This is a genomic window from Geothrix sp., assembly GCF_020622065.1.
Taxonomy (GTDB): Bacteria; Acidobacteriota; Holophagae; order Holophagales; family Holophagaceae; genus Geothrix.
In genome coordinates this window covers 382,430-395,387 of sequence record NZ_JAHRYQ010000002.1, presented here as the reverse complement: position 1 = coordinate 395,387, position 12,958 = coordinate 382,430, and the positions used below count along the sequence as shown (strand labels likewise).

Below are 12,958 nucleotides of genomic sequence, written 5' to 3'. Positions count from 1 at the left end.
TCTGGGTGATCTCCGAAAGACCATGCCTCCCGGCACCAAGAAAATCCTTGTTGGAGCCGAGAATGAACCTGATGTCTACCCTATCCTCTGGCTGAGGGCTTCAAAGTCAGCAATGCGAGTCCCTCCATCTGCTGGCTATCGTGGCATCTCTCCAATCAACACTACGATTGAATATAACTAGCGATCCACCGAGGGGGATTCCCCCCCAATAAAAGAGCACGCATCGATTCTAATCGATAATGAGTCGAGACTCACCTTTCTGAAGACCTACCGTGGTGGGCCGAATAGGGAATCGCCAAGCCTTAACCTTTTGATAAACTATTTTGAAGTAAGTTCAGCAATAACTCGCCCATTGTAGTATAATTTTACCGGGAATCGAACTGCGCTATTAAGGACATATGTAAATTGAATGTGGGCCGAGGGCCCAACTTTGACCCCTTGTGGAATACCCCAGCGACCAGGTTCACGCACTTCAACAGTTTCAATGATACTCTGGCTACCATCAGAGCCTATAATAATTATATTTTGGGGTGAAAATTCAATAAAATGATCTGTAAGGTTATTAACTTCTACGGTCAGCCCCTTATGCTTTAAAGAAATAAATTGCATTGATAATGCATCAACTTGAATTGATATTTTGTTAAATTCCACTACCGTTCCCTGAAAGTAATTATTTGTTTCAGATTTCTGGGCGGTCAACAGATTACCGTTCAAAAGAATAATAATCATGATTATGATTTTTTTAAAACCAATATTTTTATTCATTTTAATTTCCTTTGAATAATAAAAATAGAATTAGCAGAAGCGCTAAATTTACCATTCGTTAAATTTCTCGAAGTGCCATTAATCCAGTATTTTGCATAATTGCCTTCAAATCCAGCAATATAAACATTCCCACCTAAAATAGCTATTGAATTCGCTATCGATGATACTTTACCGTCGGCAAGCTGAGCCCCTTGACCATTCTTCCAACACATAGCCACGCTAGAATTTCCAATGTACTTATAACCAACGACATAAATATCATTTGATGAAATTGCGATGGATGTAGCTATCGAATCTTCATTGCCAGTCATTGGGATTAATTGCCCGTTCTTCCACAATCGGGCTAATACACGATCTCCATAACCAGTATTTTCCGTTTCCCACCCCACAACATATACATCCGATCCTGTGACTACGGTGCCTGTCGCACCAGAATTCAGACCACTCTTGAGATCCAAGGTCATGGGAATACCATTTTTCCAGATCCTTGCAACCGAAACCAATTCATTGGTTATAGGGCCAGTCGAAACAATCTCCAGTTCATCTCCAGCCACATAAACATTGCCGTCTGATACAGTGATCGCCCTAGCCATCGCAGAATGGGTCCCATCAGTCAATTTAACTTTATTTGTATTTTTCCAATATTCTGCGTTCGCACCTACATTTGGAGCATAAGCAGCTTCTCCTCCCGCAACATAAACATCATTACCAGAAATCCAAACAGAATTAATCTCTGCATCAGTTGATCCATCGGTGAGAGCTGTTTGAAGACCATTTTTCCAAATTTTAGCAACAGGGCCAATCAGATTTTCATCAAATTCTCGACCGACAATATAGAGATCAGATTGATTACAAAAAATAGAAGTCGCAACACCGGCAGTGACACCATTGGATAGCAATGCAGGTATACCATTTTTCCAGTATTTTGCAATTTTCAAGTCGCCACTAAATTCATAGCCAGCAACATATATATCGACTTCATTTGACAAATTATTCGAACTTCTAGATCCAGAGCAACCTGCTAAGAAAATAATCGTGTACATCAATACAGAAATTGATTGACTCAGAAAGAATCTAATTAAACTCAGCATTTTTATTTTATGCATAATTTAATTCCTCTATCTAGATGCACCAGGCATTAAAATGCCTGGTGCATCTAGCGCATAAAGCATTATTGCATTGCATACATAAACATATAGGTGCCAAACAGGTTGTCGCGGTATACATTCACCGAATTGGGGCCTTGCCATGTGGAACTGGAGGGCCCGACAATGCTGAAGGAAGTTTGAATATCGTTTGTTTGTGTGGCAGTATCAGTGTGCTCCTGGCCCCAAGAAAGAGAATAGGAGATCTTGGAACCAGCTTCAAAAAACTTTGAAATCCCCGCCGAGGCAGTCCATGTGATACCAACGGTTTCTGTCTGTGAGTTGGTGGTAGATTTTGTGTTTGAATATTTATTTTTATCAAAACCACTAGTGGTGTTGTTCGGAAGATAAGGGATAGTCGTAACCCAAGTGAACCTGGAACCAAGAGAGGCTGGCGTTGGGAAATTGTTCGGGTTCCAATAAGGGTCATAACTTAAAATACTGTCAAAATCTGCCTGGACAAGCCCTCCATCTCCTGCCCATTCCCTTTTAATCTTCTTACCATTGCCGTCTGGGCTCATGATTGATGGATTACGCAGTTCTGCTACCGTTAGAAACGCAAGGTCCATTACATTAATATCGACTGGTTGTCCGGCATCTATTTGTGCCTTTCCAAACGCCTGATTAGATTCAAAATCCTGAGAAACGGTAGCCAGCAATGGATTTTGTAAATTAGAGGCTGTTACCTTAATTTGTGGATTAAGCCATACAATAATAATATCATTATCATGATTAATGCCATCGTTTGCACCGTTCCAGGTGGAACCGCTTCCCGAGGATGTTGTTAGTGAGGTTGTAATGCTATCCTTATGCGAGTTGGTCCAACTTCCAGTAATTGAGAGAGCACCACTCGCAACAATTAACCCGGCCTCAAAATTAGCTGTTGCATTAATAGTGTTTGACCAAGATTTTGAAGTATTACGAGTGACACCTAATTCTTGTGATTTATTAAATTGGACGTTACTTCTTGCACCTGGAGGGGAATATATTACCCCTAGAACAGTATATTTTGTAGTTGCCCTTCCAACGATAGAAACAGATCCAGAGCCTCCCTTCGCGGAGAGAATATATGCGCCGTCGCTTGAGGTAGCATTAAGACTTGTATAGCTAATACCTGTGAGTTTTGGATCTTGATCGACATAATATATGTAATGAGGATTCGCAGAGGTTTGACCTGCAAAGGTATGTGTCACACCATCTCTATCTGTCCATGCCCAATCTGTATATATTTCCGAATTTGGATCGTCAGGATTTGTAATAGTCGTATGCGTTAAGGCCCCTCCAGCTGGCCACGCAGCTGATGATTGCGCAAATCCTACTCCTGCTATTCCAAGGCCAAAAATAAATGCAATAAATACTTTAATTACTTTAATAATTTGAATCGATGCAATGTGATTCATTGCTGCTCCTTTATATGTAATTAGAATAATTCATGAATATATCATACGCAAGGCTGGCATTTAAGCGTAGGCCGTAAGCTTCCAGGTAATCGCCTGATTATTATAGGGCGGCATTATATTGCCTTTTGCAATGGGTGCTGTTGTGGATGGGCTACTGATTGAAGTCCACACTCCACTTTCTGGACACTTCTCTCCAGTTCTTGCCGTACTCCCGAGGGGTAATCTCGACATATAGGCTCCTTTTTTAGACCTTTTGCAAGTCTGACTCGACCATTGTCATGGGGCCAGGGATTTCCGCGCACGGTCGAATTTAGCCTCCGAACGGATTATCACCGTGTTTAGCATTGACCATGCTTGTATTGAATGGGCAAATCTCGACACGCGTATTGAGCGCTTCCATTGAACTTTGCCAAGGAGGTTACTCCCCCGGGCTGAGCTTGGAAACTATGGTTACCCCAAACGAATGGAACGATCTCTATGGAGGTAATTTGGTATTTTTTAATATATGCCAAAATTGTCAGAGGGGTGCTTACAATTCTTTGCCAGGGCTGATTCCATATTTCAGGTCCGAGTTTGGCGGAGATGCAGACTTATTCCCTGACTCTCCCTTAGATGATGGACCAACCATCATGAAGCAATGCCCCCTGGGCTATTTTCAACAAGCTCGTGGACACCATCTCACAAGGAGCGCAGCCGTCTACCTTGAAGATCCAGTCTGGGACGAGGCCCGGATCAAGGTCCGGAGCGAGGAACTCTTCGAGGTCGCCAAGAAGATCTGGCCACATCCCGGACCGAAGGCCGATGCCCCTGCCGTCAGCGCATGCAGTAATGGGGTTTTTAGCGATGACCTCGATCCCAGCGACACGCCCTGGCTGCCCGTGAAGAAGGCCAAGAAGAATGGGAACAGCGAGCAGGGTCCCTGGAACGGCCAATACTATGTGGCCTTCGGCGACGAGGAATCTCGCAACTGGGATGAGGCCATCAAATACGGGTTTGTCTCAGCCGGAGGTGGGCGCTGGTACAGCAAGACACTAGCTGACATTCTCCCCGCAAATTAGTCCATTCATAATGTGGAATCCACCTCAATCGAGTAGAGGAGGAGCCATGAGAAAGAGCCGGTTCAGCGAGGAGCAGATCATCCACGCGCTGAAGGAGCATGAGGCGGGGATAAAGACGGCGGACATCAGCCGTCGCCTTGGAATCTCGGACCAGACCTTCTACCGATGGAAGGCGAAGTTCGGGAGACTGGAGGTCTCGGACGCCCAGCGCCTGAAGCATCTGGAGATCGAGAACGCGAAGCTCCTGCGGATGCTGGGGCAGCGGGACGTGGACATTGAGGCCCTGAGGTTCCTCCTTCGAAAAAAATTCTGAGGCCCGCCGATGACCCTACGCAGCGCCGCAATTTGCCTCGCGGACATCACCACCGATAGGAGAATGCAACATGTCTGATCGCATCGCCAGTTATTGCAAACATGAAAAGTGGACAACCAGAAAAGCTCTGCTCCTGTTCCGGGAGGAGAAGGAACTCGAATTCAAAGTCGGAAAGGAGAGCGCTGCCAAATTTACCCCTAAATCCTTCATCGAGCAGCAGATTCAATTCATGCTCGGACCTAGACCAAGTCCTGCCTCAAAGTATCTGATAAGCGCTCAATCATTCGTTATGACGATTTCGACCTTCATACTTATGGTTGTATCCATTAAATATATCCCTTCCGATCTCAGAAGCTATCGATTTTGGTTGGTCATGCTGCTTCCTATTGGTTCCACTATCTTCTTCTTGTGGTTATCTAGTCGTGAATCAAAACTATACAAAGCCAATCTGGAAAAGTGGTTCTCTAAGCCCAAGGAAGAAAAATGGCATGAGATTGCGATCTGTAAGCAGTGCGGCTTTGAATGGCAGATTTCAATGGCTCCCCCTGAAGCAAAATGAACCATCCAAATTTTCAGTCGACGGAAGTAGAGCTTCTGGATTTCAAGGTTACGAGGTGAAATCAATCAGTCGTGGGAAACCAACTGAACTAAGAAAATCGCCCGAGGTCGAAATGTCTGGTAATTCTGTCGCGATATCGTTTTCAGATAGCCCGATTTTATCTGCCGACGAGGATCGATTACACCGCAAACCCTATGCCCATCACCTTGCTGAGTTTCTTTGCAACAATGTGGGGAAAGACAGCCTTGTTATGGCGATTCAAGGTCCCTGGGGCTCTGGGAAGACCTCTCTTCTGAATCTAATTGCAGAGGAGATAGGCGACAGGACCATTATCCTTCGATTCAATCCATGGTTGTTTTCTGGAAGCGAACAGCTGGTCAGCCAATTCTTCGTGGAAGTGTCCTCCCAACTTCAGCATGGTGATCAAGCGGCGCTAAAGAAACTGGCCGAGGCCATCGCCAAATACGGCGACTACTTTGCAAACCTCACGGGAAAAATCCCTCATGGAGCCTGGTTTCAGTTTGTGTTCAAGGTATTCAGTTTCTATATCTTATCGAAAAGCAATCAACCTGCTTCCGAGCTCAAGCGGGGGATCGAGGCCCAATTCGTAGCTCTTGAAAAGCGCGTTGTAATTTTCGTTGACGACCTTGATCGGATGCGTGATGAGGAAATCCGTGAGATCGTCCGTTTGGTCAGGCTCGTTGGGAACTTCCCAAATGTGTCCTATGTTCTTGCATATGATCAGAGCAAGGTCGCCAGTGCATTGGACTCGAACCTAGATGTTGGTCGAGCCTTCCTCGAAAAGATTGTTCAAGTCGCTTACGAAGTTCCCCGGCCCGGCCAGGAGGACCTAGACACACTTTGTATTGACGCGCTAGGCGCATGTCACGAAATGACTCCGCATAGAGATCTAGATGAGAAGGAATGGCCTAATCTCTGGCATTCGATTATTCGCCCATTGATGAAGACACCACGGGATGTTCGCAGGTACACAATTTCGCTGCCTGCGATTCTGAATTCTGTTGCTGATGAAGTGGCCTTGGCAGATCTTTTAGCAATTGAAGCCATACGAATCATGCTTCCGAAATCTTTTCAACACATGGTGATGATGCAAGACTTTTTGACGACAGAACGCCAGAATTGGAGAGGACAGCCCCCTGAAGCTTCCGTAAAGATGGCTTTCGATGAATTGTTTGCTACTGGTGGTGAGCATTCTGAGGTTCTTCGAGAGGCATGTCGTAGACTTTTCCCCGCTACCCAAGCATATTTAGGCAATAGACACTTCGCAGCCGGAACTTACCAGGAGCGTGAGCGAGACCGTCGGATTTCAGCTCCTGAAGTGTTCTCCTTCTATCTGCGCCATGCTCTATCGGACGGGGACATCAGGACCCACGAAGTAGAAGAGGCTCTCAGATCGATGGGTGATCGCGACGCTTTTTCTATGGCTCTTCGTGGACGCGGCCCCGAGGGCATGGAGAAACTTATAGTGAGGATAGAAGCCTACGAAGGGATTTATCCAGAAAAGGGAATCGAGCCCGGAGTTGGAGCGATTTTCGATTGCTACGACCAATTCCGACAAGAACGCCCGGGGATGTACCAGAATTCTGGCATCACGAAAGCAACACGAGTGATATATAGGCTCTTGAAGCAGTTGGAGCCACCAGAAGAGAGAGCGGCTGCAATTTTGCGAATTATTCCTACCTTAAAGTGGCACTCGGCGGCCCACGAGCTAATTCGTTTATCAAAAGGTCATGAATTCATTCCAGAAGATTTAGAGAAGGAGCTGCTATCGAGCCTTTATCTACGGATTTTGGATGAATCTGCAGAACATCTGCGTGGAGAGCGTGATCTGTTGTGGCTCTCTAGCGCCGTTGTCCAAGCCCACCCCGAAGAGAAAGCTCGATTCCTGGAAAAGTTCGAAGAGAATCCTCTCTTCTTCAGTATGCTCCGAAGCGGTCTAAGCCAAGGTCATCGCCACTCCGGGGACAACCTCTACAGCGAAGTCATTCACTCACTCCCATGGGAGTCTTTTGTTGAGATCTTCGGTGAAGAGCATCTTGTCCAACGAATCAACAGGCTTCCCGCTTCCGAATCCATTCCAAACATCGAACCCTTGGTTGCCACGGCCATTGACTTAGCCAAAAAATACGCAACTGGATGGCGTCCTGACGATTTCTTTGGGCGTCGTCAGGCCAGAACAGCCCCTGCAGTGGTCAATGAACAGGAATAGGGTGAGCGCCAGGGTTCTGCGACTCTCTTCGTTTTCATGGACTCAGGGATTAGCAATGACGGACTGTGATTGGCCTCAGTGAATCAGAGCAAGCGAGTGAGATCCAGATGTCTGGAAAAGGTCGATCGTCCCGCCTCGACCCGTGCCGTCCCGCACCGTCCATACAAGTCATATGCAGTACAGGCGATCTTGCATGACCTTGAATGACGTAATTAAACAAGAACACCCTAGATTTCTCTAGGGTGTTGCTGGTTGGCGCGGGCGGTCTCGAACCGCCGACCCCTACCGTGTCAAGGTAGTGCTCTACCCCTGAGCTACGCGCCAGCGCGAAGCTCCATTCTAGCGGAACCGGGGCGGCTGTCGAGCCTCCAGGTCATGGAGGCGGGGTTCGTCAGGAGTTCCAATACCAGAGCAGCAGAGCGGCCAGGGTGCCCGCGGCCACCAGGAGCCAATCCCCAGCGTAGGGGTGCTCCACCGGGAAGAAGCGCAAGGGCAGGTGGGTGTGCGGGTGGTGGTGGGCATGGGTGGTCATGGCGACCTCCGATCCGGGGGACCACGGTCCACCCCAAACATGGGTCGCAAACGGGCCCGGCGCCAACGCTTCACCGACCCCGGAGGGGGCTAAGGGTGGGTGGCGGGCCAGAAGAGCCAGGCGAACAGGGCTCCGGCGAGGATCAACAGCCAATCCAGCCCGGGGGACGGCAGGAAGTCGTGGCGACGGAGGAAATGGGCAGCCATGGCAGCCTCCACTCCTGGGATGGCCGTCCATACGACATGGCGGCGATCCATGCCCAACATGGGGCCGAGGCCGAGTGGCCGCCGTGACTTTCCTGGAACATCCAGGGCGGGCTATTCCACGGTCACCGACTTCGCCAGGTTTCTCGGCTGGTCCACATCACAGCCCCTCAACACGGCGATGTGGTAGGCCAGCAGCTGCAGCGGCACGGCGTAGACGATGGGGGCCAGCCAGGGATGGACGGCGGGCAGCTCCAGCACATCCTCCGCGATGCCCGCCAGGCCGGTGTCGCCCTCGGTGACCAGCGCCAGGATGCGGCCATCGCGTGCGGCGGCCTCCTGGAGGTTGCTGAGGGTCTTCTCCCGGTGGGCGTCTTTCGGCATGAGGGCCACCACGGGGAGGGTCTTGTCGATGAGGGCGATGGGGCCGTGCTTCATCTCGCCCGCCGGGTAGCCCTCGGCGTGGATGTACGAGATCTCCTTCAGCTTCAGGGCGCCTTCCAGGGCGATCGGATAGCAGGGGCCGCGACCCAGGTAGAGGAAGTCTGTGGCGTCCTTCCAGCGGTGGGCCCACTGGACAATCTTCGGCTCCAGGGCGTTCAGCCGTTCCAGGTGCGCGGGGAGCTCGCGCAGGCCCTGCAGCAGCTCGGCCTTGAGCCTGGGATCGAGCGTGCCCTTGGCCTCGCCCAGCTTGAGGGCCAGGAGGGTGAGCACCGCCAGCTGGGTGGTGAAGGCCTTGGTGGAGGCCACGCCGATTTCCGGCCCGGCATGGGTGAGGATGGTGGCCTCGGATTGCCGGGTGGCTGTGGAACCCATGACATTGCAGATGGCCAGCGTGCGCGCGCCACGGATGGCGGCTTCCTTCATGGCGGCGAGGGTGTCGGCGGTCTCGCCGCTCTGGGTGATGCCGACGATGAGGGTGCCCGGCTGGACCACCGGTTCGCGGTATCGATACTCGCTGGCGTAATCCACCTCCACGGCGACGCGGCTCAGCTGCTCGATGAGGAACTTGCCCACGAGGCCCGCGTGCCAGCTGGTGCCACAGGCCACGATGTGGATGCGGGTCAGGTCCGCGAGATCCTGGTCCGTGAAGGGCAGATCCAGGGGAATGGCCTCGCCGTCCAGGGGGAGCCGGTTCAGCAGCGTGTTGGACAGGGCCTGAGGCTGCTCGAAGATCTCCTTCTGCATGAAGTGCTTGTAGCCGCCCTTTTCCGCCGCCACGGGATCATAGGGAATGGTGTGCACCTGGCGCTGCACCTCGCTGCCATCCAGCCGGAAAATGCGGGCGCCCTCCCGGGTCAGCTCCACCAGGTCGCCGTCCTCCAGGAAGATCACCCGGCGGGTGTGGGGCAGCAGGGGCACCACATCCGAGGCCAGGAAGGTCTCGCCCTCGCCCAGGCCCAGCACCAGGGGCGGTCCGCTGCGGGCCGCGAGGATGCGGTCCTTGTCCGAGGCGTGGAGGCAGGCCAGGGCGTAGATGCCCTTCATGCGTCCCACGGCCTCCCGGAAGGCCTCCCGGAAGCCCAGGCCCCCCTTCATCAGGTGGGACACCATCACCGGAAAGCACTCGGTGTCGGTCTCGGAGCGGAACGACTCACCCGCAGCCTTCAGCTCGGCGCGCAGCTCCAGGAAGTTCTCGAAGATGCCGTTGTGCACGGCCACCACTTGGCCGTCGCCGCTGCGATGGGGGTGGGCGTTCTCCTCCGTGGGCCGGCCGTGGGTGGCCCAGCGCGTGTGGCCGATGCCGAGGGGGGTGGGGTCGGAGAGGTCCACCTTGCCGGCGAGATTGACCAGCTTGCCCGAGGCCCGGATGATGCGGAACCCATCCTGGGGATCCGAAAGGGCCACGCCCGCGCTGTCGTACCCCCGGTATTCCAGGCTGCGGAGGCCGTTCACGAGGATGCCGGCGGCGCCCTGCTGACCGATGTAACCGACGATTCCGCACATGAGAGCTCCCAACGGGTGTGCTCTCAACTTAGCGGGATGGGGCCCGGGTTCCAATGTGGTGGGGGGCACACGCCCTGCGGCAGGCGCCGCGCCACAGGTTGTGGTCGAGGCCACACGCCTGGATCCCCACCCAGGTATAGTCGGGCGCAGCGCTGGGCACAGCACCGGGCACAGCACTGGGCGCAGGCCCGCGGTGGGGTAGGGAGGCGGATGAGGCTCGGAGGGTGGGTGGTCCTGCTGGCGGTGGCGAGCGCCCGGGCGCAGGGGCCGGAACCGCCGCCCCGGGAGCCCGCCTGGTGGGAGCCCCGGACGGAGTTGCGGCTGCGCCTGGATCGGATCACCGAGGCCGATCAGGGGGGCGTGGAGCGGGTCTCGTCCCAGCTTCGGGTCCGCTGGGAGGGCCAAGGCGCGGGTGGCTGGGAACCCTTTTCCTATGCCGGGGGCTTCCGGTCGGCCCTGGGGTCGGATGGGAATCGCCTCAACCTGCGCCGGTGGGACCAGCAGCCCTCCAACGGCACCCAGCTGGATGTGGCCCGGATCGGGATCGCGGGGCGCACGGAACGGACCTTCGGCGAGGCGCACCTGGGCTTCCAGGAGAGCCGCCTCATCGCGCCGGAAGCCCTCTGGGACCGGGATCTCCGGTTCCTGGGTCTGGGCATGCGGGCAGGGCTGAGGGATCGGGAGGGATGGATTCCGGAGCTGGGGTTGCGCGCCGCCGCCGGACGGGTCCGCACCCTTCAGGGGGGCAATCTCGACCTGACCGCGGGGCAGATCGTGCTGAAGCTGGAGACCGGGCCCGTCTCCTGGACGGCCCATGGCGGGCGCTGGGAGATCGCCTGGGACCGGGGTTTTGCCCGCACCCGGCCCGTGCCGGGCCATGCCGCGGAGCCGCGGCAGCGGCTCCGGCTGGATGCCTACGGGGCCAGCGCCACCTGGAACGCCGGGCTGCCCGTGGAGGTCCGGGCCTTCGGACAGCGCAACCGCGAGACGGGAGAGTCCGGTGCCGAGACTCAGTTCCTGGTGGGCAGCCTGGAGCGGCCGTTCTGGCCGCGCCTGAGCGTCACCTGGCAGCGGCTGTCCCGCACGGGCACGCTCTATCCCGTCAACGGCGACCAGTGGTGGTTCTACTGGAACGCCCGGGGCCCCCGCTACGAGATCGCGCTGCCGCTTCAGGACCGCTGGTTCGTGGCCCTGACCTTCCTGCGCCATCAGGATTACGGGGAGCCTTACGCGGCGGAGCGACGCATGGTCACCGTGACGAAGCGGTTCCCGCTCGAGTGAGCCGCCGGACTTCGGCAAGGGCTTCAGCCATGCGCCGGCAGGCCTCGTTCTGCTCCTCCACCTCGTGGGCCGCGAAGCCCAGGCACAGGAAGGGGATTGGATTCCGGCGGAAGTCGTACAGGCGGCCCGGATAGAAGACCACCCCCTTGGCGGCACAGCGCTCCACCCAGGCATCGAGGGGGAGCCCGTCTTCCACTTGTACCCAGAGGGAGAGCCCCTCGCCCGGGTCCTCCACTGAAACGGCGGGGTGCAGGTGGAAGAGGAGCCGGTCCACCAGGGTTTCGCGGCGGGCGTCGTTGACCTTGCGGATGCGGCTCAGGTGGCGGTGGATCTCGCCGTCTCGGAAGAGCTCCTCGATGGTGGCCTCCTGGACCTGGTTGCCTGGCCAGTCGATGAGCTGGCGCTGCTTCGCCATGGTCTTGATCAGGGGGGCGAAGCCCGCCAGGAACCCCACCTGGAGGCCGGGCGCGAGGATCTGCTCCAGGGCGCTGAAGTAGACCACGGTGCCCCGGGTGTCCTCGCTGGCGAGGGGCAGGCTCGGGTGCTGCTCGCGTTGGAAGCCGAAGGCCAGGTCACCCTCCAGGATCCGCGCTCCGTGGGCCTCCGCCAGCTCCAGCAGCCGCCGGCGCCGGCTGGCACTCAGGATGGCGTGGGTGGGGTAGTGGGGGCTCGCGGTGGTGTAGATGAGCCGCACGGACTCCCGGGCCATGAGGGCTTCCAGGGGCTCCAGCTGCAGGCCCTCGGCATCCACGGGGATCGGGAAGAGGCGCGCCCCCGCGGCCCGGAAGGCCTCCAGGACGCGGAAGTAGGCGGGGTCCTCCACGGCCACAGCCTCGCCCGGGTTGAAGAGGGTGCGGGAGACCAGGTTGAGGGTGCTCATGAGGCCGCGGGTGAGCACTAGGTTGCCGGGTTCCAGGGCCATGCCCCGCAGTTCCCGGAGCATCCGGCACAGGGAGATGCGGAGATCCAGAAGGCCCCGCGGATCCCAGCCGGGCTGCAGGATGCGCTGCTGCTGGAGGTTCAGCACCCGGCCATGGGCCCGGTGGATGGCGGCGGTGGGTGCCAGGCGCACATCCGGCAGGTCGGGGATGAGGCGGAACCCCTCCCGGTCCGTGGCGCGGGGCTGGTAGAAGGGCTCGGTGAGGGGGGTGGGAGCGGCCCAGGAGCCCGAGTCCGAGGCGGCGATGCTCTCTTCTTCCTCCGGGTACGCCATCGGGAGCTTGTCCGCGATGAAGCTGCCCCGATCAGGCTCCGAGAGGATCCAGCCTTCGGCTTCCAGCTCCTGGAAGGCCGCCAGCGTCGTGTTGCGGTTGACGCCCAGGCTCTCGGCCAGGGCCCGGGTGCCGGGCAGGGCGTCTCCGGGGCGCAGGCGCCCCTTGCGGACATCGGCCACGATGGCCCGGACGATCTGCAGGTACATGGGTTCCCGGCTCGTCCGGTCCAGTTCGGTGGTCATGGACCATGGGGGCACGCAGCGACTCCTCGGGTGGGGTGTCCCACCTTCCTTCCCGGAGGCGCCTCCGTC

General features: G+C 55.7%; 9 protein-coding genes, 1 tRNA gene and 2 pseudogenes. 5 read left to right on the top strand and 7 right to left on the bottom strand.

Annotation, left to right across the window (positions count from 1 at the left end; all coding sequences use genetic code 11):
- Positions 1 to 318: 318 nt before the first annotated feature.
- The 3 genes from QZ647_RS11290 to QZ647_RS11280 form a co-directional block, all read right to left on the bottom strand.
- On the bottom strand, positions 319 to 765 hold the full coding sequence (locus tag QZ647_RS11290) for a hypothetical protein (RefSeq protein ID WP_291272254.1): 447 nt from the start codon (positions 763 to 765) through the stop codon (positions 319 to 321).
- Positions 762 to 1,871, bottom strand: a complete 1,110-nt coding sequence (locus tag QZ647_RS11285) for a hypothetical protein (RefSeq protein WP_291272253.1) — start codon at positions 1,869 to 1,871, stop codon at positions 762 to 764. Before QZ647_RS11285 ends, QZ647_RS11290 begins: the two co-directional genes overlap by 4 nt.
- Positions 1,872 to 1,936: 65 nt before the next feature.
- The gene (locus QZ647_RS11280) at positions 1,937 to 3,310 is read right to left on the bottom strand and encodes a hypothetical protein (protein ID WP_291272252.1); all 1,374 of its coding nucleotides are present in this window, start codon (positions 3,308 to 3,310) and stop codon (positions 1,937 to 1,939) included.
- Positions 3,311 to 4,215: 905 nt separating this feature from the next.
- Between QZ647_RS11280 and QZ647_RS15610 the strand changes: the two are divergent.
- The 4 genes and pseudogenes from QZ647_RS15610 to QZ647_RS11260 all read left to right on the top strand — a co-directional run.
- Positions 4,216 to 4,344: pseudogene (locus tag QZ647_RS15610) on the top strand (nuclease); the annotation flags it as partial.
- Positions 4,345 to 4,414: 70 nt separating this feature from the next.
- Positions 4,415 to 4,678, top strand: a pseudogene (locus QZ647_RS11270) (transposase); the annotation flags it as partial.
- Between the two features lie 73 nt (positions 4,679 to 4,751).
- The gene (locus tag QZ647_RS11265; RefSeq protein WP_291272250.1) at positions 4,752 to 5,240 is read left to right on the top strand and encodes a hypothetical protein; all 489 of its coding nucleotides are present in this window, start codon (positions 4,752 to 4,754) and stop codon (positions 5,238 to 5,240) included.
- 55 nt (positions 5,241 to 5,295) lie between these two features.
- On the top strand, positions 5,296 to 7,470 hold the full coding sequence (locus tag QZ647_RS11260) for a P-loop NTPase fold protein (RefSeq protein WP_291272249.1): 2,175 nt from the start codon (positions 5,296 to 5,298) through the stop codon (positions 7,468 to 7,470).
- 249 nt (positions 7,471 to 7,719) lie between these two features.
- Here the strand turns inward: QZ647_RS11260 and QZ647_RS11255 are convergent.
- The 3 genes from QZ647_RS11255 to glmS form a co-directional block, all read right to left on the bottom strand.
- Positions 7,720 to 7,794: transfer RNA gene (locus tag QZ647_RS11255), tRNA-Val, on the bottom strand.
- A gap of 67 nt (positions 7,795 to 7,861) precedes the next feature.
- A complete protein-coding gene (locus QZ647_RS11250) occupies positions 7,862 to 8,002 on the bottom strand; it encodes a hypothetical protein (protein ID WP_286355178.1) in 141 nt (46 codons plus the stop codon).
- A 317-nt stretch (positions 8,003 to 8,319) separates the two neighbouring features.
- Complete coding sequence (gene glmS / locus QZ647_RS11245) at positions 8,320 to 10,152, bottom strand: glutamine--fructose-6-phosphate transaminase (isomerizing) (RefSeq protein ID WP_291272248.1); 1,833 nt, start codon at positions 10,150 to 10,152, stop codon at positions 8,320 to 8,322.
- A gap of 228 nt (positions 10,153 to 10,380) precedes the next feature.
- On the opposite strand from glmS, the gene QZ647_RS11240 reads away from it, so the two are divergent.
- Positions 10,381 to 11,433 carry a hypothetical protein gene (locus QZ647_RS11240; protein WP_291272247.1) on the top strand — a complete coding sequence of 351 codons (1,053 nt, stop codon included), beginning with the start codon at positions 10,381 to 10,383 and terminating at the stop codon, positions 11,431 to 11,433.
- Here the strand turns inward: QZ647_RS11240 and QZ647_RS11235 are convergent.
- On the bottom strand, positions 11,402 to 12,904 hold the full coding sequence (locus QZ647_RS11235; protein WP_291272246.1) for a PLP-dependent aminotransferase family protein: 1,503 nt from the start codon (positions 12,902 to 12,904) through the stop codon (positions 11,402 to 11,404). The genes QZ647_RS11240 and QZ647_RS11235 overlap by 32 nt on opposite strands.
- Positions 12,905 to 12,958 lie beyond the last annotated feature (54 nt).